The organism is Mycobacterium sp. NGS50 (assembly GCF_059812545.1).
The window spans coordinates 53635-73930 of sequence record NZ_JCALCW010000023.1 but is presented as its reverse complement, the minus strand read 5'-3'; the positions used below and the strand labels follow the sequence as shown (position 1 = coordinate 73930).

The 20296-nt window shown below is 68.4% G+C and carries 19 protein-coding genes, 1 pseudogene and 1 riboswitch; of the genes and pseudogenes, 7 read left to right on the top strand and 13 right to left on the bottom strand.

What is annotated here, in order from left to right; genetic code table 11:
• Positions 1-41: 41 nt before the first annotated feature.
• Positions 42-206: riboswitch (cobalamin riboswitch) on the top strand.
• Positions 207-243: 37 nt separating this feature from the next.
• The 5 genes from AC5Y36_RS17015 to AC5Y36_RS16995 all read left to right on the top strand — a co-directional run bounded on the left by AC5Y36_RS17015 (position 244) and on the right by AC5Y36_RS16995 (position 6904).
• Positions 244-1866, top strand: coding sequence for a PPE domain-containing protein (locus tag AC5Y36_RS17015; RefSeq protein WP_500042105.1), 1623 nt, complete (start codon positions 244-246; stop codon positions 1864-1866).
• Positions 1867-1877: 11 nt separating this feature from the next.
• A complete protein-coding gene (locus AC5Y36_RS17010; RefSeq protein WP_500042104.1) occupies positions 1878-2720 on the top strand; it encodes an exodeoxyribonuclease III in 843 nt (280 codons plus the stop codon).
• A complete protein-coding gene (trpS, locus tag AC5Y36_RS17005) occupies positions 2717-3721 on the top strand; it encodes a tryptophan--tRNA ligase (RefSeq protein WP_500042103.1) in 1005 nt (334 codons plus the stop codon). Before AC5Y36_RS17010 ends, trpS begins: the two co-directional genes overlap by 4 nt.
• The gene (gene yhjD, locus AC5Y36_RS17000; RefSeq protein ID WP_500042102.1) at positions 3718-4746 is read left to right on the top strand and encodes an inner membrane protein YhjD; all 1029 of its coding nucleotides are present in this window, start codon (positions 3718-3720) and stop codon (positions 4744-4746) included. The genes trpS and yhjD overlap by 4 nt, the downstream gene beginning before the upstream one ends.
• A gap of 139 nt (positions 4747-4885) precedes the next feature.
• The gene (locus AC5Y36_RS16995) at positions 4886-6904 is read left to right on the top strand and encodes a fatty acid desaturase (RefSeq protein ID WP_500042101.1); all 2019 of its coding nucleotides are present in this window, start codon (positions 4886-4888) and stop codon (positions 6902-6904) included.
• 1 nt (position 6905) lies between these two features.
• On the opposite strand, the gene AC5Y36_RS16990 is transcribed toward AC5Y36_RS16995, so the two are convergent.
• The 7 genes from AC5Y36_RS16990 to AC5Y36_RS16960 form a co-directional block, all read right to left on the bottom strand.
• Positions 6906-7517, bottom strand: coding sequence for a class I SAM-dependent methyltransferase (locus AC5Y36_RS16990; protein WP_500042100.1), 612 nt, complete (start codon positions 7515-7517; stop codon positions 6906-6908).
• Complete coding sequence (locus AC5Y36_RS16985) at positions 7514-8005, bottom strand: carboxymuconolactone decarboxylase family protein (RefSeq protein ID WP_500042099.1); 492 nt, start codon at positions 8003-8005, stop codon at positions 7514-7516. Before AC5Y36_RS16985 ends, AC5Y36_RS16990 begins: the two co-directional genes overlap by 4 nt.
• 2 nt (positions 8006-8007) lie before the next feature.
• Complete coding sequence (locus tag AC5Y36_RS16980; protein ID WP_500042098.1) at positions 8008-8340, bottom strand: GNAT family N-acetyltransferase; 333 nt, start codon at positions 8338-8340, stop codon at positions 8008-8010.
• A 44-nt stretch (positions 8341-8384) separates the two neighbouring features.
• Positions 8385-8699 (bottom strand): DMT family transporter, encoded by a 315-nt coding sequence (locus AC5Y36_RS16975; RefSeq protein WP_500042097.1) that lies wholly within the window; start codon positions 8697-8699, stop codon positions 8385-8387.
• The gene (gene nagA / locus AC5Y36_RS16970; RefSeq protein ID WP_500042096.1) at positions 8699-9841 is read right to left on the bottom strand and encodes an N-acetylglucosamine-6-phosphate deacetylase; all 1143 of its coding nucleotides are present in this window, start codon (positions 9839-9841) and stop codon (positions 8699-8701) included. The genes AC5Y36_RS16975 and nagA overlap by 1 nt, the downstream gene beginning before the upstream one ends.
• Complete coding sequence (locus tag AC5Y36_RS16965) at positions 9838-11262, bottom strand: sugar porter family MFS transporter (protein ID WP_500042095.1); 1425 nt, start codon at positions 11260-11262, stop codon at positions 9838-9840. The genes nagA and AC5Y36_RS16965 overlap by 4 nt, the downstream gene beginning before the upstream one ends.
• A gap of 79 nt (positions 11263-11341) precedes the next feature.
• On the bottom strand, positions 11342-11947 hold the full coding sequence (locus AC5Y36_RS16960; protein ID WP_500042094.1) for a TetR/AcrR family transcriptional regulator: 606 nt from the start codon (positions 11945-11947) through the stop codon (positions 11342-11344).
• 79 nt (positions 11948-12026) lie between these two features.
• Here AC5Y36_RS16960 and AC5Y36_RS16955 point away from each other — a divergent pair, with 79 nt between their 5' ends.
• Positions 12027-12713: a DUF899 domain-containing protein gene (locus tag AC5Y36_RS16955; protein WP_500042093.1), complete on the top strand. Its 687-nt coding sequence runs from the start codon at positions 12027-12029 to the stop codon at positions 12711-12713.
• A 1-nt stretch (position 12714) separates the two neighbouring features.
• On the opposite strand, the gene dacB1 is transcribed toward AC5Y36_RS16955, so the two are convergent.
• Positions 12715-13923 carry a D-alanyl-D-alanine carboxypeptidase DacB1 gene (gene dacB1, locus AC5Y36_RS16950; protein WP_500042092.1) on the bottom strand — a complete coding sequence of 403 codons (1209 nt, stop codon included), beginning with the start codon at positions 13921-13923 and terminating at the stop codon, positions 12715-12717.
• 168 nt (positions 13924-14091) lie between these two features.
• Positions 14092-15099: an SMP-30/gluconolactonase/LRE family protein gene (locus AC5Y36_RS16945; RefSeq protein WP_500042091.1), complete on the bottom strand. Its 1008-nt coding sequence runs from the start codon at positions 15097-15099 to the stop codon at positions 14092-14094.
• Between the two features lie 91 nt (positions 15100-15190).
• On the opposite strand from AC5Y36_RS16945, the gene AC5Y36_RS16940 reads away from it, so the two are divergent.
• A complete protein-coding gene (locus tag AC5Y36_RS16940) occupies positions 15191-16087 on the top strand; it encodes a sigma-70 family RNA polymerase sigma factor (protein WP_500042117.1) in 897 nt (298 codons plus the stop codon).
• Here AC5Y36_RS16940 and AC5Y36_RS16935 read toward each other — a convergent pair.
• The 4 genes and pseudogenes from AC5Y36_RS16935 to sdhA all read right to left on the bottom strand — a co-directional run bounded on the left by AC5Y36_RS16935 (position 16075) and on the right by sdhA (position 20264).
• Positions 16075-16866, bottom strand: a complete 792-nt coding sequence (locus AC5Y36_RS16935) for a phosphatidylethanolamine N-methyltransferase family domain-containing protein (RefSeq protein WP_500042090.1) — start codon at positions 16864-16866, stop codon at positions 16075-16077. The two genes, AC5Y36_RS16940 and AC5Y36_RS16935, sit on opposite strands and share 13 nt — an antisense overlap.
• A 119-nt stretch (positions 16867-16985) precedes the next feature.
• Positions 16986-17573 (bottom strand): annotated as a pseudogene (locus tag AC5Y36_RS16930) (carboxymuconolactone decarboxylase family protein); the annotation flags it as partial.
• A 154-nt stretch (positions 17574-17727) separates the two neighbouring features.
• Positions 17728-18510, bottom strand: a complete 783-nt coding sequence (locus AC5Y36_RS16925) for a succinate dehydrogenase iron-sulfur subunit (RefSeq protein ID WP_500042089.1) — start codon at positions 18508-18510, stop codon at positions 17728-17730.
• Complete coding sequence (sdhA, locus tag AC5Y36_RS16920) at positions 18510-20264, bottom strand: succinate dehydrogenase flavoprotein subunit (RefSeq protein WP_500042088.1); 1755 nt, start codon at positions 20262-20264, stop codon at positions 18510-18512. Before sdhA ends, AC5Y36_RS16925 begins: the two co-directional genes overlap by 1 nt.
• Between the last annotated feature and the right edge of the window lie 32 nt (positions 20265-20296).

The window sequence follows — 20296 nt, the reverse complement described above, 5'->3', positions numbered from 1 at the left end:
TCGCCCATTGATCGTGGCAGACGAGGCCTGGTGCAATAATTCCGCAGGTAAGGCGATGACGTTGCAGGAAGCCGGTGTGAATCCGGCGCGGTCCCGCCACTGTCATCGGGGAGCGACCCTCAACCGCCACGGCTCTTTGCGGAGTTGGAAGGCGAGGCGAGCTGTGATCCGAGAGCCAGGACACTGGCGTCATCGCATCCTGCGACCCGGGGCGGTGCACCCCGAGAGAGCCGACGAACGTCGATGACCGCGCCCATCTGGATGGCCAGCCCTCCCGAGGTGCATTCGACCCTGCTGTCCAGTGGTCCCGGAGCGGGTCCGATGCTGGCGGCCGCGGGCGCCTGGAGCGTGCTGAGCACCCAGTACGAAGAGACGGCCGGTGAGCTGACCGCGCTGCTGGGGGCGGTCACGGCCGGGGCCTGGGAAGGACCCAGCGCGCAAACCTACGCGGCCGCCCACGCGCCGTACCTGGCGTGGCTGTCGCAGGAAAGTCTCAACGCGGCCGCGATGGCCGCCGGACAGCAAACCACGGCCGCCGCCTACACCGCCGCCGTGGCGACCATGCCCACGCTGGGCGAATTGGCCGCGAACCATGCCGTACACGGGCTGTTGTTGGCGACCAACTTCTTCGGCCTCAACACCATCCCGATCGCCCTGAACGAGGCCGACTACGCGCGGATGTGGGTGCAGGCCGCCACCGTGATGAGCACCTACCAGGCGGTGGCTTCCGCGGCGGTGGCCGGCGCGCCGCAGAGCACGGCCGCACCGACGATCCTCACGGCCAACGCCGCCGCCGACGACGGTCCAGCTCTACCGCCGGATCAGCAGGGCGACATCCAGCAGTGGTTACAGCAGATCGGCTACACCGACTTCTACAACAACTACCTGCAGCCGATGATCAACCAGCTGATGGCGAATCCCTACCTGCAGTCGCTGCTCAACGGGATCGACCCGTATCTGCCGTGGGTCGGAAACCCGATTTCGTTCCTCGACCCGTTCAACATCGCGTTCGCGCTGGGCTATCCGATGGACTTCGGCACCTACGCCGCGTTCCTGTCGCAGACCTTTGCGTTCATCAGCGCGGACCTCACCTTGGCGTTTTCGTCCGGCAACCCCGCAGCGATCGCCTACACGTTGTTGTTCACCACCATCGAGGCCATCGGCACGATCATCACCGACACCATCGCGCTGCTGAAGACCCTGCTCGAGGAGACGCTGATCCTGCTGCCGGCCTTCCTGCCGCTGCTGACCATCCCGCTGGTGCCGTTGGCGGCGGCCCCGGTGATGCTGACCGGCCTCGCGGGCCTGGCCGGGCTGGCGGGACTGCAACCCGTCCCGCCGGTGCTCATCCCGAGCCCGCCGCCGTTTATGGCGCTGAGCCCGGCCCCGCCCCCGGTTCCCACACCGGCGCCGGCGCCCGCGCCCGCTCCGGCCCCGGCTCCCGCGGCGACACCTGCACCGCCGGCGCCCGGAGCCCCGCCCCCCACGCCCGCCGGCCCGCCGTCGGCAACCATGCAGGGTCTGGCCTACCTGGCCGGCGCGCTGCCCGCCGGTGCCCGGCGTCCAGCGGCCAGCAGCGCCCGCTCCCGCAAGGCCCCCGAGCCCGACAGCGCCGAGGCCCCGGCGGCACCGGTGCCCGCCGAGGAGCAGCCCGCAGCCCGGCGCCGCCGGCGGGTCAAGGCCACCCAACTCGGCCGGGGCTACGAATACATGGACCTCGAGCCGTCGGACTCCGACGCCGGTGCGCTCGGTTTCGCCGGCGCCGTGTCACGCCCGGGCGACGGACCGACCGGGTTGACCACGGTGGCCGGGCGCGGCGCGGCGGTGCCGATGCTGCCCAGCAGCTGGGATCACGACACTGGTTAATGTCGTGACCCGTGATCATCAGCACCGTCAACGTCAACGGCATCCGCGCAGCGGTCAAGCAACGCTCCGACGACAACCTCGGCCTGCTGGTCTGGCTGGACCAGACCGCCGCGGACGTGGTTTGCCTGCAGGAAACCCGCGCCGACGATGACCAGCTGACCACCGCGTTGGCGCCCGCGCTGGCCACCGGCTGGCACCTGGCCTCGGCCGATGCGCACCTGAAGGGCCGCAACGGTGTTGCGGTGCTGAGCCGTCGGCCGTTCACCGCGGTGCGCACCGGGTTGGACGGTGACGTGGAGTTCGCGCGGCACGGTCGCTACCTGGAGGTCGACCTGGACATGCCGGACACGGCCACCCCGCTGACGGTGGCCAGCGTGTACGTCCACACCGGGGAGGCCGAAACCGCGCACCAGCTGGAGAAGGAGCGCTTCATGGCGGCGCTGGCCGCCCGCATGGCGGTGCTGTCCCGCGAGCACCGCGACGCGGTGGTGTGCGGGGACTGGAACATCGCCCACACCGAGCACGACATCAAGAACTGGAAGGGCAACCTCAAGAAGTCCGGCTTCTTGCCCAGCGAGCGGCAATGGCTGTCCGACCTGCTGGCCGACGGCTGGGTCGACGTGGTGCGCGAACAGCACCCGGGGGTGGCGGGGCCGTACTCCTGGTGGTCGTGGCGGGGCAAAGCATTCGACAACGACGCCGGCTGGCGCATCGACTACCAGCTGGCCAACACCCGGCTGGCCGCGCGGGCCGGCGCGGCGCGAGTGGAACGTGCGGCGGCCTACGCGCTGCGCTGGTCGGACCACGCACCGGTGACCGTCGAGTACGGCCGTGACAAGATCGACGGATCATGAGCACCCGTGTCTTCTCCGGCGTCCAGCCCACCTCTGACTCACTGCACCTCGGCAACGCGCTGGGCGCGGTCACCCAGTGGGTCGGGCTGCAGGACGACCACGAGGCGTTCTTCTGCGTCGTCGACCTGCACGCGATCACCGTCCCGCAGGACCCGGCCACGCTGCGGCAGCGCACTTTGGTGACGGCCGCCCAGTACCTGGCGCTGGGGATCGACCCGGCCCGCAGCACCATTTTCGTGCAGAGCCACGTGCCCGCCCACACCGAACTCGCCTGGGTGCTGGGCTGTTTTACCGGGTTCGGTCAGGCGTCGCGGATGACGCAGTTCAAGGACAAGTCGCAGAAGCAGGGCGCCGACGCCACCACGGTCGGTCTGTTCACCTACCCGGTGCTGCAGGCCGCCGACGTGCTGGCCTACGACACCCAGCTGGTGCCGGTCGGGGAGGATCAGCGCCAGCACCTGGAGTTGGCGCGCGACGTCGCCCAGCGCTTCAACGCGCGCTACCCGGACACCTTCGTCGTGCCCGATCTGATGATCCCGAAGGTCACCGCCAAGATCTACGACCTGCAGGACCCGACCGCCAAGATGAGCAAGTCGGCGGCCAGCGACGCCGGGCTGATCAGCCTGCTCGACGATCCGGCGGTCAGCGCCAAGAAGATCCGGTCGGCGGTCACCGACAGCGAGCGGGAGATCCGCTATGACCCGGAATCCAAACCCGGGGTGTCCAATCTGCTCACGATCCAGGCCGCGGTCACCGGGTCCGCGGTCGGCGCGCTGGTCGACGGCTACGCCGGACGCGGCTACGGCGACCTGAAAAGGGACACCGCCGACGCGGTACACGCGTTCGTCGCACCCATCAAGGCCCGGGTCGACGAACTGCTCGACGATCCCGCTGAACTGCAGGCGATCTTGGCCACCGGGGCGCGGCGGGCCCGTGCGGTGGCCTCGGAGACCGTCGAGCGGGTGTACGACCGACTGGGATTCCTGGCCGCCACGTCATGACCCGACCGGAAGAACCAGGAATCCTCGAGCGGCTCCGTGCCCGGTATCCCTGGTTCGACCGGGTGATGCAGGCGCAGGAACGCTACAACGACTGTCAGGGCGACTTCTACGCGGCGGGCATCACCTACTTCACCATCTTCGCGATGTTCCCGTTGCTGATGGTGGGTTTCGCCGCCGGGGGATTCGTGCTGTCCCGGCGGCCCGATCTGCTGCACCAGATCGAGGACCGGATCAGGTCCTCGGTCACCGGCGCGTTCGGTCAGCAGCTGATCGACCTGATGGACTCGGCCATCCAATCGCGCACCTCGGTGGGCATCGTCGCGTTGGCCGTCGCCGGCTGGGCGGGGCTGGGTTGGATGGCGAAACTGCGTGAGGCGCTGAGCCAGATGTGGGAGCAGCGGGCCGAGCCGCCCGGGTTTGTGCGTACCAAGCTGTCCGATCTGGCCGCGCTGCTGTCGGCGTTCCTGGCGATCGTGCTCACCCTGGCATTGACGGCGCTGGGCGATCCGTCGTTGATGGCCAAGCTGCTGGGGTGGATTGGCGTGCACGACTTCATGGCGCTGGGCGGGATCTTGCGCGCGGCGTCGCTGCTGATGTCGTTGCTGGTGTCGTGGCTGTTGTTCACCTGGATGATCGCCCGGCTACCGCGCGAATCGATCAGCTTCGTGAGCTCGATGCGGGCCGGGCTGATCGCGGCGGTGGGTTTCGAAGTGTTCAAGCAGGTCGCGTCGATCTATCTGCGCTCGGTCCTGGGCGGGCCGGCAGGGGCAGCGTTCGGGCCGGTGCTGGGGCTGATGGTGTTCGCCTACATCACGGCACGTTTGATCCTGTTCTCCACCGCGTGGGCCGCGACGTCCCCGGAGAATCTGCGCCCGCCGCCGGCCGTGGTGCCGGGGTCGGCCGTGATCACGCCGCGGGTCCAGCTGGACGACGGTCTCAGTGCGCGCCAGGCGTTGGCTGCGGCCGCCGTTGGAGCCGTTGGTGCACTGGGTCTTTCCCGGCTGATGCGCCGCCGCAACGGTTGACGGCGTCCTGCCGCGACCAAGTCCAGACATTCATCGGCTCGGCGCGACGAGGACAGGCAAAAACTTCGTCCGCTCAAGACATCATCCGCGCGGGCGCCGAGTGCGTAGATTCACGAGGAGAACCGAACTGGAGGCCGCAATGTCAATCAGCGAAGCGCCAGATCACCCTGCGGAACCGGCTGCGCGCCACGCATTGCCGGATCCCGGTGAGTCGGTACCCCGGTTGGCAGTGCCGACCGTCGCGGTCTACCTGACCGCGCTGACCGCGTTCGTGGTATCGACAGTGGGCTACGTTCAGGGTTGGATGCCGGCCTGGAGCGCCATCATGGTCAATGCCGCGGTGACCTTCGTGATGTTCACCGTGGTACACGACGCCATCCACTACGCGATCAGCACCACCCGGTGGGTCAACGGGCTGATCGGACGGTTGGCATTCCTGCTGGTGGTGCCGATCATTTCATTTCCGACGTACGCATTCCTGCACATCGAGCACCACCGCCACTCCAACGACGACGCCAACGACCCGGACGCCTGGGCGTCGCACTCCCGGTGGTGGCAGATGCCGTTGCGCTGGCCGGTTCCCGAGCTGCTCTACGGCGGATTCATCCTCCGCACGTTGCGGAGTCGACCCAAACCCGAAGTCGCGGAGACATTGGGGATGCTGTTGCTGAGCGTGGTCGGGCTGATCGTCGCGATCACCACCGGCCACATCTGGACGCTGGCGGTGGTCTTCCTCATCCCGCAACGCATCGGGCTGGTCTTTTTGGTGTGGTGGTTCGACTGGTTGCCGCATCACGGGCTGGCGGCGACCCAACGCAGCAACCGCTACCAAGCCACCCGGACCCGGGTCGGGATGGAGTGGCTGTACACCCCGCTGATGCTGTCCCAGAACTACCATCTGGTGCACCATCTACACCCCTCGGTGCCGTTCTACCGGTATGTGCGGACATGGCGACGGAATGAAGAGGCCTACCTGGAACGGGAAGCCGCGATCGCCACCGTCTTCGGTCAGCAGCTCAACCCGCAGGAGTACCGGGAATGGAAGGAGCTCAACCGCAAACTCGGACGGCTGGTTCCGGTGCGGATGCCGGCCCGATCCAGCGCCTCGCACGCCGTCTTTCGCCGGATCCCGGTCGCCTCGGTGGATCCCATCACCGCCGACAGCACCTTGGTGACGTTTGCCGTACCGGAGGCGTTGCGCGATGAGTTCCGCTTCGAACCCGGCCAACACGTCACCGTGCGCACCGACCTCGGCGGCCAAGGTGTGCGGCGCAACTACTCGATCTGCGCGCCGGCGACCCGGGCCCAACTACGCATCGCCGTCAAACACATTCCCGGCGGCGCCTTTTCGTCGTTTGTGGCCGACCAGCTCAAGGCCGGCGACGTGCTGGAGCTGCTGACTCCCACCGGACGCTTCGGTACACCGCTGCAGCCGCTGGCGCAAAAGCATTACGTCGGGCTGGTCGCCGGCAGCGGGATCACCCCGGTGCTGTCGATCCTGGAAACGGTGCTGGAGATCGAAACCGAAAGCCGGTTCACCCTCATCTACGGCAACCACACCAAGGAGTCGACGATGTTCCGGCATGATCTGGACCGGCTGGAGTCCCGCTACGTCGACCGGTTGGAGGTCCGGCACGTGCTGTCCGGTGACCCGCTGCACACCCCGGACTTACGCGGGCGCGTCGACGACGAGAAGCTGCAGCGATGGCTGACCACCAGCCTGCGGCCCGACAGCGTCGACGAATGGTTCCTGTGCGGTCCATTGGGGATGAGCACCATCGCCCGCGAGATGCTGATCAATCACGGTGTCGCCGAGGAACGTATCCACTTGGAGCTGTTCACCGGGTACCAGAAGTCGGCGGAGCCGCAGCGTTCGTACGCACCGGCCGCCGTTACTTTCCGGCTTGCCGGGAAGGAGGCCACGGTCGATCTCGTCGCCGGTGATTCCATTCTGGAAGGCGTTCTTCAGGTCCGCGCCGACGCACCCTACTCGTGCATGGGCGGCGCCTGTGGCACCTGCCGGGCCAAGCTACTGGCGGGAACCGTGGAAATGGACCAGAACTTCGCACTCGGGCAGGCCGAACTTGACGCCGGCTACGTGCTGACCTGCCAGTCACATCCGACCAGCCCCACCGTAACGATCGACTACGAGGCCTAAGTCACTCCGCGCGGTGTGCGGTGACCAGGAAGCCGGGTAGCGGCTGCTCGAACACGGTGGCATGCAGGTGGGCCGGCCGGATTTCGTCGACCTGCCAGCAGGTCGAAACCACTTCGCGCAGCTCATCTTCGGTGAACTCGGTGGGGCCGGGGCCGGAACGGCCGGGAAAGGCGCCGGTCCCGAACGCCAGAATGTGGAATGTTGCCCCCGGGGCCGCCGCGCGGTACATGGCGCGCACGTAGTTCTCGCGCAGCTCAGCGGGCAGCGCATGCAGCAGCCCGCTGTCGAAGATGGTGGAGAACCGGCCGTCGTAGCCTGTCAGCGCGGTGATGTCGGCCGCGGCGAACGTCGCGGTGGTGAGGCCGCGCTCGGCGGCGGCAGCGGTGGCGGCCGCGATCGCGGTGGGGGACAGGTCGATGCCGACGACGGTGTGGCCGCGGGCGGCCAGCGTCAGCGCCAGTTCGGCGTGGCCACATCCGGCGTCGAGCACCTCGTCGCGCACGGCGCCGGGCTGGTCGATCAGCGTCGCGAATTCCGGCTGCGGTTTCCCGATGTTCCACGGGGGTGCTTGTTCTTGCCGGTAGGCCGCATCCCAATCAATGTTGTCTGTCATCGCGGGACCCTTTCGTTGTCGCCGAGGTCCGGTGCCGGTGCCCGTCGCACCGGATGGCCGCTCATGATCGACACCCGATTGAACGTGTTGATGGTGATAGCTGCCCAGATCAACAGCGAGATCTGATCGTCGGTGAGGTGCTCGCGCACCCGCGCATACTCGGCGTCGGTCAGATGGCCGCCGGCGACCAGGGTGACCGTCTCGGCGATTTCCAGTGCCGCGCGCTCCACATCGCTGAACAGCGTCGTCTCCCGCCAGGCGGGAAGGACCGCGAGCCGCTGCGGGGTTTCACCATTCTCCAGGGTGGTCTGGCTGTGCAGGTTCAGGCAGAACGGGCACCGATTGAGCTGTGAGACACGGATATTCACCAGCTCGATGGTTGTCCGCGACAGCCCGGCATCCTCGGCCCGGGCCCGCACCTCGGCAGCGGCGGCACTGAACGCACGGTAGACAGATGGCGACTGCTTGTCGATGTAGACCCGGGTCATGATCAGCCCAGCGCAGCGCGCACGGCGGCGTGTGCCTGCGGGGTGATCGGGTCGAGGATGTCGTCGAAATCGTCGTGCTTGTCGACGTAGGCGGCCACGAACGGGCAGATGGCCACGATCCGCTTGCCGGTGGCGCGGGTGTCGGCCAGCGCCGCGGCGATCAACGTGTTGGCGAGCCCGCGTCCGCCGAATTCTTCGCCGATTTCGGTGTGGTAGAAGATCCGCTGGGTGTCGGTGTCGACGTAGGCGGTCAGCCCGGCACGAACGCCGTCGACGTGGATTTCGTAGGCCTTGCGTGGTCCCTCGGCGGCGTTGGTGACGGTCGGCTCGGTCATGGCGTCCTCTCGCTGGCGGGATGCTGGCTGCTATTCAACCCGACTCACCCGACCACTTTGAGTCCGGCGACACAGCCGATGATCCCGGCGATGAGCAGGCCTCGGGCCAGGGTCGCGGGTTCGGCGCCGGTGGCCATCGCATAGATGACGGTGAGACCGGCGCCGATGCCGACCCACACCGCGTAGCTGGTGCCGGTGGGCAGGTCGCGCATCGCGTAGGCCAGCCCGAGCATCGATCCGACCAGCGCAATGCTGAACACCGCGGACGGAAGCGGGCGGGACAGGCCGTCGGAGCGGCCCAGCGCGGTGGCCCATACCGCCTCGAGTATCCCCGACGCCACCAGCACCAACCACGCCATCACGCACCTCCATCGGGTTGCCAGTCGCCGCGGGCCATGACCCCGACCGGATGTAAGTCCGTGTCTAGCACAACAAGATTGGCATCGAACCCGGGGCGCAGGTCGCCGACCCGCTCCAGCCCGACGGCGCGCGCCGGGGTGCCGGACGTCATCAGCGCGGCGGCGGCCAGCGCGCCATCGGAGGAACCCAGTTGCCGTACCGCGGCTGCGAACAGCCGATCCATGGTGGCGGTGCTGCCCGCAATCGTCGACGTGCCCCGCACCCGCGCCACGCCGCCGGCCACCTCGACATCCAGCTCACCGAGCCGATAATGGCCGTCGCCGGACCCGGCTGCGGCCATCGCGTCGGTCACCAACGCCACCCGGCCCGGACCCACCAGGTCCACCACCTGCCGGATCAGCGCGGGATGGACGTGCACCCCATCGGCGATCAGCTCGACGGTCACCCGGGGATCCTCCAGCATCGCCGGCACCGGCCCCGGTTCGCGGTGATGCACCGGCCGCATCGCATTGAACAGGTGGGTCCCGACGGTGGCTCCGGCGTCGATCGCCTGCCGCGTCTGCTCGTAGTCGGCATCGGTATGGCCAAGGGCGACAACGACCCCCGCCTCGACGAGGCAGCGGATGGCCGCGCCGCTGCCGGGCAGCTCGGGGGCCAGGGTGACCATCCGGATGGTGCCGGCGCCGGCAGCGAGCAACGTGCGGATCTCATCGACGTCGGGGCAGCGCAGCGCATCGCGGTCATGGGCGCCGCAGCGCGCCACGCTCAGCCAGGGGCCCTCAAGATGAATGCCGGCGACGAGTCCGCTTCGGGTCGCCTCGGCAAGCGCACGCACGGCGTCGAGCAGCACGCCGGGCCGGGCACTGACCAGGCTGGCCAGCGTGCTGGTGGTGCCGTGCCGACGGTGCAACGCGGCGGCCCGGCCGATCTCGGTGCGGTCGCCATAGGACGCACCGCCGCCGCCGTGCACGTGCATGTCGACGAAACCGGGAACCACGACGGCGTCGGGAAAATCCAGATCGGGTGCGGCAGGCGGGACTCCCGGTCCGCACGCGCTGATCCGCCCCTCGGCGGTCTGCAACCAACCGGGTCGGCATACCTGACCGTTGAGAATGATCGCCGCGGCGGCGACCAGCGTCACGCCGGCTCCGCGAGCTGGCTCGGCAGCTCCGGCATGACGACCGGCCACACGCCGTCGTTCTCCCAGAAGTGCCGGATGTCCTCCAACTGCCTGCCCTTGGTCTCGGGGGCGTAGCGGTAGACGAAGACGAAGCTGAGCGTCGCGAGCACGCCGAACACCGCGAAGGTGCCCGCACCGCCGAGGGAATTGAGCATGGTCAGAAAGACGCCGACGATGATGGCGTTGGCCACCAGATCTGAGGTCAGCATGGCACTGGACCCCATCGACCGCAGCCGTGACGGCAAACTTTCACCGGCATACACCCACACCAGCGAACCGAACCCGAAGGTGTAGCCGACCGTGAACAGCAGCACCCCGGCGAACTTGACCAGCGGCAGCGCGTCGCCGAACACCGAACCGGCAGCGAACACCGTGATCAGGACGAGGTTGGCCGCCACCATCGCGGCGATACCGCCCAACAGGATCGGCCGCCGCCCCACCCGGTCGACCAGCACCAGCGCGACCGCCATCACCACCAGCGCGGCGACCTGGACCAGGGCCGGCAACAACAACAGCGCGAAATCACCGGTGAAACCCATCTTCTCGAACAGCCGCGGACTGTAGTAGACGATGGCGTTGATGCCGGTGATCTGGATGAAAAAGCCGAGCACCACCACGAAGACGGTGGCCCGCAGGTAGGGCGGCCGCAGCATCTCGCGCAGCACGCCCACATGTGCCTGCTCCTCTTCCTGCAGGGCGCGGGCGATCTCGGCCAGTTCGGTTTCGGCATCGGCCTTGGGCTCCACCCGCCGCAGCGTCTCGCGCGCGTCGGCGACCCGGCCCTTCAGCATGTACCAGCGAGCGCTGTCCGGCACCCGCAGCAGCAGCACCAGCACGATCACCGCGGGTGCCGCGGCCAGCCCCAGCATCAGCCGCCAGTTGTGTGCGCCGGCCAGCAGGTAGGCGATCACGTAGCCGGCGATGATGCCGACCACCGAGGTCAGGCCGTAGGCCACCAGCAACGAGCCGCGTACCGAGGCCGGTACCGACTCGGCGACGAAAACCGGAACGACCACCACCGACACCCCGATGGTCACGCCCAGCAGCAGCCGCGCGACCAGCAACATCGGCAGCGACACCGACAGCGCGCCCAGCACCGCGAAGACCGCGTAGCCGGCGGCCACCGCGACCATCGACTTCTTGCGTCCGATCGTGTTGGCCAGCCAGCCGCCGCCGGCTGCGCCGGCGATCGATCCGATCACCGCCGCCGTGGCGACCATCTCCTGATCGGCCGCGGACAGCCCGAAGTCGGTGCTGATGAACAGCAGCGCCCCCGAGATGTTGGACAGGTCATAGCCGTAGATGACACCGACGCTGGTTGCGGCGATGCCCACCAGCAGCGCGACCGGCGACGAGCGTCGCAACGTACGGAGGGGGCTCACGTCAGGGCCCCGGTGCTGGGATTCGGCATACCCACACCACGGTAGGGGATGGGCGGCGGCGCCTCGTGCCGCGGTCGGTTCAGCGTGCCGAGAGGCCGGCGATGATGGCATCCACGGTGCCGGCCGCGTGGCGGGCGATAACCTGGCGGCCGGTGGACCGCAGCGGGCCGCGCAGCGCCAGTTCGGCGAAGCCGTGCACCGCCGACCAGCACGGCCATTCGGCCCCGGCCCGCTGCTCGTGGCTCAGCACGCCGGCGGCCACCATCGCATCGAGGGCGTAGACCAGCGCGCGATACGGCGGGGAGCCGGCCACGTCCGGCGCCTCGGGTGATTCGGCATCGGCACCGAAGAACGCGACCGCGAACCAGCCCGGCTCGGCGAGCGCGAACTCGATGTAGCCCAGCCCGACCGCCCGCAGCACTGCCACCGGGTCGTCGACCCGCGCGGTCGGTGTCGCCATCCGCGCGGCCATCTGCTGCTGGATCGCCGCCGATACCGCCGACAGCAGCGCCTGGCGGTCCGCGAAGTGGCGGTAGGCGGCGTTGGGGGAGACCCCGGCGCGGCGGGTCACCTCACGCAGGGACAGCGCGTCGGGCCCGCCGGTGCGGGTCACGTCCAGACCCGCCGCCACCAGCGCGGCGGCCAGATCGCCGTGGTGATAGCTGCGCCGCGTCGTGTCCAGCACCCTTGACCCGCCTTTCACCTCATGTGTACGGTGTGAACATTAGCATGTGTACGGCGTGAACATCGATCAAGGAGTTGTGATGACCTCCCCGCTGCCCCCCATCGTCGACGCCGGCAGTTGGCGTCGGGAACTCGACGAACTGCGCGCCCGCGAGAAGGCCGCCACCCGGGAACTGGACGCGATCGCCGCGCAGCGCCGTCGGCTTCCGATGGTCGAGCTGCCGGAATACACCCTGGTCGGAGCCGACGGCCCGGTACGCCTGGCCGACGTCTTCGCGGGGAAGTCCCAGCTGATCACCTATCACCACATGTGGTCACCGGGCGCCGAATGGCAGTGTCCCGGCTGCACCGGCTACTCGTCGCAATTCACCCGGCTGGAGTTTCTGGACAGCTACGACGCGCGATTCGTGATCGTCACCCCGGGTGCAATCGACGAGGCGCTGGACTACCGCCGGCGGGTCGGCAACACCATGCCCTGGTATTCGACGGCGGACAGCCCGTTCGGCAGCGATGTCGACGCCCCGCCCGGTGGCGGCTTCGCGCTCAACGTGTTCCTGCGCGACGGCGACACCGTGTACCGCACCTGGCACACCAACGGCCGCGGTGTGGAGCAACTGGGCCATACGTTCGCGCTGATCGACGTGCTGCCCTACGGGCGCCAAGAAGTGTGGCAGGACTCGCCGCCGGGCTGGCCGCAGCAGCCGACCTACAGTCGGTGGGCGACGTCGCAGGACCTCGCGAACGCCTACGGTGCCGGGGTGTCGTAACTCATTGCTGCGGGCGGCGATTCATCGAGCGCGCCACCATCATCAGGGTGAATACGACGATCGTTCCGATGACGGCCACCCCCACCCGCACCGGCAGCGAATCGGCGGCCAGTGCGCCGGCGGCCGCGACGTCGACGGGCTCGGCGGCTCGGGGCAGCAACGACGGGTCGGGTTCGATCAGCGTGCCGACCCGGGTGCCAGGTGCGGTGGCGAAGCCATAGTCCAGCAGGTGGGCGGCCTGTTGCCACGGCGGGATCGGTAGCCGGCTGCCGTGCAACAGCACCGCAACCAGGCGACGCCCGTCGTGGTTGGCCGCACCGACGAACGTCTGCCCGGCATCGTCGGTGTATCCGGTCTTGCCGCCCATGGCGCCGGGATAGTGGTAGAGCAGCTGGTTGTCGTTTTCCAGCTCGTAGCCGGGGGCCTCGCCGTGGCCGGGGAAGTCGAACGTGCGGGTCGCCACGATGCCGGCGAACGTCGGGTTGTTCCAGGCGTAGCGGTAGAACAGTCCGATGTCGTAGGCCGACGTGCTCATCCCGGGTCCGTCCAGGCCGGACGGGGTGGCGGCGCGGGTGTCGCTGCCCCCCAACTTGGCGGCCAGCGTGTTGATCTTGCCCAGTGTGGCCGGCATGCCACCGAGCTGGGTGGCCAGCGCGTAGGCCGCGTCGTTGCCGGAGTGCATCAGCAGCCCGTGCAGCAGCTGGTCGATGGTGTAGACGCCGCCGGGTGCGACCCCCACCTTGGTGCCCTCGGCGGCCGCATCCTCCGGGGTCCCGGCCACGCCCTGGTTCAGGTTGAGCTCGTTGATCGACGCCATCGCCACCAGCACCTTGATGATGCTGGCCGGTCGGTGTCGGCCGTGCGGATCGCGGGCGGCGATCACCGCGCCGCTGTCCAGGTCGGCGACCAGCCACGCCTCCGCGGAGATGTCGTCGGGCACCGGGGGAGTGCCGTCGGCGGTGACGATTCCGCAGCCGCCCAGCGCCGACCCGCCGACCGGGGTGGCCGGCACCGGCAGCGGCGCGGGCGGGTCACCGGCCGTCGGCACCTCCGAGGAGTCGACGGCCGGCGGTGTGACGACCTTGTAGGGGCAGGGTTCCAGGATGCTGTTGGGGCCGGCGCCCGGTTCGGCGCTGGCTGTCGCGGCGACCGGCGCACCGAGCAGGAACACCGCCGCAGCAAGACACGACGCAGAACGTAGGAGGGGCATCGTCTGTGCAGACTAGCCAATCGGCAGCCGGAGGCCGGGGAGCCACGCTGTGTCACGCGTGACTGATGGGGCGGAAGTTATGAACGAATCGAGGGCTTCACGCCGAACGTGCACTCAGGGCACAAGATCGGCCCGATTGTCGGTCTGAGTACGCGTTCGGCGAAACGGCTATCGCGTGCCGCCGAGATCGAAATAGGCGAGTCCCGGACCGCCGATGCGGCCCAGCCACAGCCGATCGTCGGCCTCGACCACGCCGGTGGCCAGGCCGAACCGCGCATCGGTGCTGCGGAACTGGCTGAGCACCCGGCCGTCGTCGGCGTCGAATCCGATCACCCACACCACCGACACCGGGTCCGGCATCCAGCGGTAGGGCAGCAGCCGCCACAGCAGGCTGCGCAGCACGGGTGCCCGCGGACTCAGCCAGTCGGACAGCGCGTTGCGCTCTGACACCATCGCCACCCAGATCCGGCCGTCGCGCCCGGTGGAGATGTTGTCGGGATGGCCGGGCAGCTCGCTGGCCAGCGGGGTGATCGTGCCGCGCTGGGGTCCGGACAGCCAGTATTTGGCAAGGCGGCGACCGGTGCTCTCGGCGAAGACCACCGCCGATTCGTCGGCGGTCAAGGTGACGCCGTTGGCGAAGTGCAGACCCGACGCCAGCACGCTCACCTGGCCGTCGGGGCTGCGCTGCATCAGTGATCCCCCGCCGCGGCCCTCGATCACCGCGGCTTTGTAGTGCTCGTAGCGAAACCGGTCGGTGGACTCGGTGAAATAGATGGTGCCGTCGGAGGATTCGACGGCGTTGGAACAGAACGTCAACGGTCGGCCGGCCACCTCGCTGACGAGGGTCTCCAATTGCGTGGTTTTCGGGTCGTAGCGCAGCAGCCCGCGGTGACTGTCGCAGATCAGCAGCCTGCCGTCGTGGGTGAATGCCAGCCCCAGCGGTCGCCCGCCGGTGTCGGCCACCACCCGCGGTGCGGTGCCGTCGGGGCGGACCGCGATGATGCGCCCGTCCTCGACCCCGGTCCAGATGGTGCCGTCGTCGTCGGCGACGACGTCTTCGGGGGCGGTGCCGGGAATCTCGACGACGCTCAGTTCCGGGGTGGGATCTGGTGGCGGCAGCGCCCGTGATGGCGGGGGCTGCCAGCGGACCGGGTGGATGCGCGGCTTGGGACCCATGCCGTTGACTCTAAGGTCGTGCCCGCCTCGGGCGCCGGATCGGCCGCGCTTGGGGCCGCCAGGCCACCACTACTGTGGGGTCATGACCTCGATGCAGGTCTCCGAATTCGAGGAGCTGCGCCCACAACTGCTGTCGGTGGCCTACCGGCTGACCGGCACGTTCGCCGACGCCGAAGACATCGTGCAGGACGCCTGGCTGCGCTGGGACTCCGCGGACCGCGACGACATCGCCGATCTGCGTGCGTGGTTGACGACGGTGGTCAGCCGGCTGGGTCTGGACCGGCTGCGTTCGGCCGCACACCGTCGCGAAACCTACGTCGGCCAATGGCTTCCCGAACCGGTGGTGACCGGATTCGACGATGCCGACCCGCTGTCAGCGGTGGTGGCCGGCGAGGACGCCCGGTTCGCGGCGATGGTGGTGCTGGAACGGCTCAACCCCGATCAGCGGGTGGCGTTCGTCCTGCACGACGGGTTCGCGCTGCCGTTCGCCGAGGTGGCGGGGGTGCTCGGGGTCAGCGAAGCCGCTGCCCGTCAGTTGGCCTCGCGGGCCCGGCGCACGGTGGCCGCCGATCCGGCACCCGCCGCGGACCCCGCCCACGCCGAGGTGGTCGGGCGACTGATGGCGGCGATGGCCGAGGGCGACATGGCCGCAGTGGTGGAGCTGCTGCACCCGGACGTGACCTTCACCGGCGACTCCAACCGCCGAGCACCGACCGCGGCGCAGGTCATCCGCGGCGCCGACAAGGTGGCCCGGTTCCTGTTCGGCCTGGCTCGGCGCTACGGCCCGGGCATGGTCACGTCGAATCAGCTGGCGCTGATCAACGGCGAGCTGGGTGCGTACACGCCGGGTGCGCCGGGCGGCGACGGTTTTGCGCCGATGATGCCGCGCATCACCGCGATGACGGTGCGCGACGGTCGGGTGTGCGCGGTCTGGGATGTCGCCAACCCGGACAAGTTCAGCGGCTCGCCGCTGCGTCAGAACATGTAGGGCAGCAGTGCCTTGCGGTCGGTTGGGTAGTCCGCGAACTTCTCCCGATACCAGGTGTGGGTGCCGATCGCCCGGGGCACCAGGTTGCCGGCGGTGATCAGCAGGATGACGACGCCGGGCAGTGCCCAGGTCAGCACGGCGAAGCCCGACCAGGCGACCAGCTCACCCAGATAGGCCGGGCTGGTAACGAAGCGGAAGCCGCCGCCGAACGGGATGCGGTACTCGGCGGCACCGGGATTGTTCTTGTCGCGCAGGTTGCGCACGATGGACTCCGAGTTGACCAGCAACGCGAACCCGCACAGGTAGATCACCAGGCCGGCCAGGAACCGGGGGTCGGTCAGCCAGGCGGTGGTGTACTGCCCGAAGTAGTCGTGGCTGAACAGCATCCCGTTGAGGTACCCGTGCATGGACGTCACCAGCATGCCCATCGCGACGACCGAGAAGTTGAAGGTGCTGCGCTTGCCCGGCACCTGTCGGATCGCCAGCGGGAAGAACCAGCCGCGGTTGGCGTAGTGCAGCGCCCAGACGCCGGCCAGCACCAGCGACGTCGGTTCGAATCGGGCCGGCCCGCTCAGGTAGCAGATCAAGAACACCACTGTCGCCGGGATCTCCATCAGCCACCAGCCGAGTTTCGGGTTCAGGTTGAATCCGAGTTTCGTCGAGGAGAAGCGGCCGTAGGAGCTCTGCGCGAAGAACCCGCCGATGATGACGAACGCCGCGAACGCGAACGCGGCGGTCAGCACGGTGTCATAGACGGTGTTGCCGGTGTACCAGTGCACGGCGATTCCTATCGGGCCAGGCAGCATTGGGTGGCCGGGGGAATCCGCCGTGCTGCGGGTCGCTGTTTTGTAACGTGTTCTATCACGTTTGCGGCCTCCGGCGGCGACCCGCTACGCCGCTACGCCCACGGCACCCGGCACGCATCCCCGGAGTTGAAGCCCTGCTCGGTGATCCCCAGCGCGCAGTACATCCGCGAACGCATGTTCTCCACGCCGACCTGATAGCTGAGCTCGATCACACCCGCATCGCCGAAGCGGGTCCGCAGATCGGCGACCTGTTCGTCGGTGACGCTGTGCGGGTCGGTGGTCATGGCGTCGGCGTAGGCGATGGCGGCACGCTCGTCGTCGCTGTAACGCGGTGACGTCGCATAGTTGTCGATGTCCTTCAACCGCTCGATATCCATGCCTTCCAGGCGTTGCAGCATGGATCCGAAGTCCACACACCACGAGCAGCCGACAGTGCGGGCGGTCCAGAACACGGCCAGATCCCGCGGCCCGGCGGGCAGTTTGCGGGAACCCGACTGCAGCAGCATCTCGTGTACGGCGTTGGCCACCAGCAGGCGCGGGTGGTGTGCGGCGACGGTGAACGGTTCGGGCACCTCGCCGAAGCGACGCTTGGCGTAGCGGTACATGGCGCGGGTCAGCCAGTTCGCGCGCTTGGGGGGCAGGGGTTCGATGCGAGGTTTCGTGGTCATATCCACTAGACGAGAACGCCGGACAAAGTGTGACAGCCCCGGTTACTCGTTACCCCGACGGTTGCTCGGTGGCTAAGCCGCGAGGGTGCGCAAATGTACGCCAAAATGCCAGGAAAAGCGGCATTGTGTGCACGCTCGTGGCCAAGCGGCCAAGGGGGGCCGGGGATCAGCGCGCAAACATCAGCGCGCGCTTGACCTCCTGGATCGCCTTGGTGACCTCGATACCGCGTGGGCAGGCCTCGGTGCAGTTGAACGTGGTGCGGCAGCGCCACACCCCGTCCACCTCGTTGAGGATGTCCAGGCGCTCAGCGGCGCCTTCGTCGCGGCTGTCGAAGATGAACCGGTGCGCGTTGACGATCGCCGCCGGACCGAAGTAGCTGCCCTCGCTCCAGTACACCGGACAACTCGTGGTGCAGCAGGCGCACAGGATGCACTTGGTGGTGTCGTCGAAGCGGGCCCGGTCGGTCTGGCTCTGGATGCGTTCCCGGGTCGGCGGGTTGCCGGTGGTCATCAGGAACGGCTTGATCGCGCGGTAGGCGTCGAAGAACGGCTCCATGTCGACCACCAGGTCCTTTTCCACGGGCAGCCCGCGGATCGGTTCGATGGTCAACGTCAGGTCCTTGGTGGGCTTCTTCGGAAGCAGGTCGCGCATCAGCACCTTGCAGGCCAGCCGGTTCTGCCCGTTGATCCGCATGGCGTCCGAGCCGCACACCCCGTGCGCACAGGACCGACGGAACGTCAGGGTGCCGTCCAGGTAGCTCTTGACGTAGATCAGCAGGTTCAGCAGCCGGTCGCTGGGCAGACACGGCACCCGGAAGCTCTGGAACCCGGCGGCGTCGGGATTCTCCGGGTTGAACCGGGCGATCTTGCACGTGACCATCACCGCGCCGTCGGGCACCGGCGGCAACGGCGGATCCCCGGCCTCTGCGGTCTCGATAACCTCGGTCATCAGTACTTCCGCTCCTTGGGCTCGTAGCGGGTCTGCACCACCGGCTTGAAGTCCAGCCGGATGTCGGACAGCAACTCGCTGCCCTCCTTGTAGGCCATGGTGTGGCGCATGTAGTTGACGTCGTCGCGGTTGGGATAGTCCTCGCGGGCGTGCCCGCCGCGCGACTCCTTGCGGTTCAACGCGCCGACCACGGTGACTTCCGCCAGCTCCAGCAAGAAGCCCAGCTCGATGGCTTCCAGCAGATCGGAGTTGAAGCGTTTCCCCTTGTCGTGCACGGTGATTCGGGCATATCGCTCCTTGAGCGCGTGAATGTCCGTCAGCGCCTGCTTCAACGTCTCCTCGGTGCGGAACACCGCGGCATTGTTGTCCATCGACTGCTGCAACGTGCCACGGATGTCGGCGACGCGTTCGTTGCCGTGTTCGGAGAGGATGTCGGCGACCCACCCGACCACCATGTCCGCGGGGTCCGACGGCATCTCGACGAAATCGTGCTCCAGGGCGTACTCGGCGGCGGCGATCCCGGCCCGACGACCGAACACGTTGATGTCCAGCAGCGAGTTGGTGCCCAGCCGGTTGGCGCCGTGCACCGAGACGCAGGCGCATTCACCGGCCGCGTACAGCCCCGGCACGGTGTTGGTGTTGTCCCGCAGCACCTGCCCGGTGACCGTGGTCGGGATGCCGCCCATCACGTAGTGGCAGGTCGGGTAGACCGGCACCAGCTCCTTGACCGGGTCCACACCCAGGTAGGTGCGGGCGAACTCGGTGATGTCGGGCAGCTTGGCTTCCAGCACGTCCTCGCCCAGGTGGCGCACGTCGATGTAGACGTAGTCCTTGTTGGGACCCGCGCCGCGGCCCTCGAGCACCTCGAGCACCATGGAGCGCGCCACGATGTCGCGCGGCGCCAGGTCGACGATGGTCGGGGCGTAGCGCTCCATGAACCGTTCGCCGTCGGCGTTGAGCAGCCGGCCGCCCTCACCACGCACGGCTTCGGAGATCAGGATGCCCAGGCCGGCCAGGCCGGTCGGGTGGAACTGGTGAAACTCCATGTCCTCCAACGGAAGTCCCTTGCGGAACACCACGCCCATGCCGTCGCCGGTCAGGGTGTGCGCGTTGGAGGTGGTCTTGTACATCCGGCCCGAGCCGCCGGTGGCGAACACGATGGCCTTGGCGTGGAAGACGTGGATCTCGCCGGTCGCCAATTCATAGGCGACGACGCCGGTGGCCACCGGACCGGTGGGGGTCTCGGTGAGCACGAGGTCCAGCACATAGAACTCGTTGAAGAACTCCACGCCGTGCTTGACGCAGTTCTGATACAGCGTCTGCAGGATCATGTGGCCGGTGCGGTCGGCGGCGTAACAGGCCCGGCGCACCGGAGCCTTGCCGTGGTCGCGGGTGTGGCCGCCGAATCGGCGCTGGTCGATGCGGCCCTCGGGGGTGCGGTTGAACGGCATCCCCATCTTTTCCAGGTCGAGCACCGCGTCGATGGCTTCCTTGGCCATGATCTCCACGGCGTCCTGGTCAGCGAGGTAGTCGCCGCCCTTGACGGTGTCGAAGGTGTGCCATTCCCAGTTGTCGTCCTCGACGTTGGCCAGCGCCGCGCACATCCCGCCCTGGGCGGCGCCGGTGTGGCTGCGGGTCGGGTACAGCTTGGTCAGCACCGCGGTGCGGGCGCGCGGCGCGGATTCCACCGCTGCCCGCATCCCGGCCCCGCCGGCGCCGACGATCACCACGTCGTATCGGTGTTGCTGAATCACCGCGTCATCACCTGCATCTGAGAATCCCCCTC

Bases quoted from the DNA above. Each gene is read 5' to 3' on its own strand.
- dacB1 (WP_500042092.1), bottom strand. From the start codon at position 13,923: ATGCCCCTCCTACGTTCTGCGTCGTGTCTTGCTGCGGCGGTGTTCCTG.
- AC5Y36_RS16995 (WP_500042101.1), top strand. From the start codon at position 4,886: ATGTCAATCAGCGAAGCGCCAGATCACCCTGCGGAACCGGCTGCGCGC.
- AC5Y36_RS16925 (WP_500042089.1), bottom strand. From the start codon at position 18,510: ATGACCGAGGTTATCGAGACCGCAGAGGCCGGGGATCCGCCGTTGCCG.
- AC5Y36_RS17015 (WP_500042105.1), top strand. From the start codon at position 244: ATGACCGCGCCCATCTGGATGGCCAGCCCTCCCGAGGTGCATTCGACC.
- AC5Y36_RS16945 (WP_500042091.1), bottom strand. From the start codon at position 15,099: ATGGGTCCCAAGCCGCGCATCCACCCGGTCCGCTGGCAGCCCCCGCCA.
- AC5Y36_RS16980 (WP_500042098.1), bottom strand. From the start codon at position 8,340: ATGACCGAGCCGACCGTCACCAACGCCGCCGAGGGACCACGCAAGGCC.
- AC5Y36_RS16975 (WP_500042097.1), bottom strand. From the start codon at position 8,699: ATGGCGTGGTTGGTGCTGGTGGCGTCGGGGATACTCGAGGCGGTATGG.
- trpS (WP_500042103.1), top strand. From the start codon at position 2,717: ATGAGCACCCGTGTCTTCTCCGGCGTCCAGCCCACCTCTGACTCACTG.
- AC5Y36_RS16985 (WP_500042099.1), bottom strand. From the start codon at position 8,005: ATGACCCGGGTCTACATCGACAAGCAGTCGCCATCTGTCTACCGTGCG.
- AC5Y36_RS16955 (WP_500042093.1), top strand. From the start codon at position 12,027: ATGACCTCCCCGCTGCCCCCCATCGTCGACGCCGGCAGTTGGCGTCGG.
- AC5Y36_RS16990 (WP_500042100.1), bottom strand. From the start codon at position 7,517: ATGACAGACAACATTGATTGGGATGCGGCCTACCGGCAAGAACAAGCA.
- yhjD (WP_500042102.1), top strand. From the start codon at position 3,718: ATGACCCGACCGGAAGAACCAGGAATCCTCGAGCGGCTCCGTGCCCGG.
- AC5Y36_RS16940 (WP_500042117.1), top strand. From the start codon at position 15,191: ATGCAGGTCTCCGAATTCGAGGAGCTGCGCCCACAACTGCTGTCGGTG.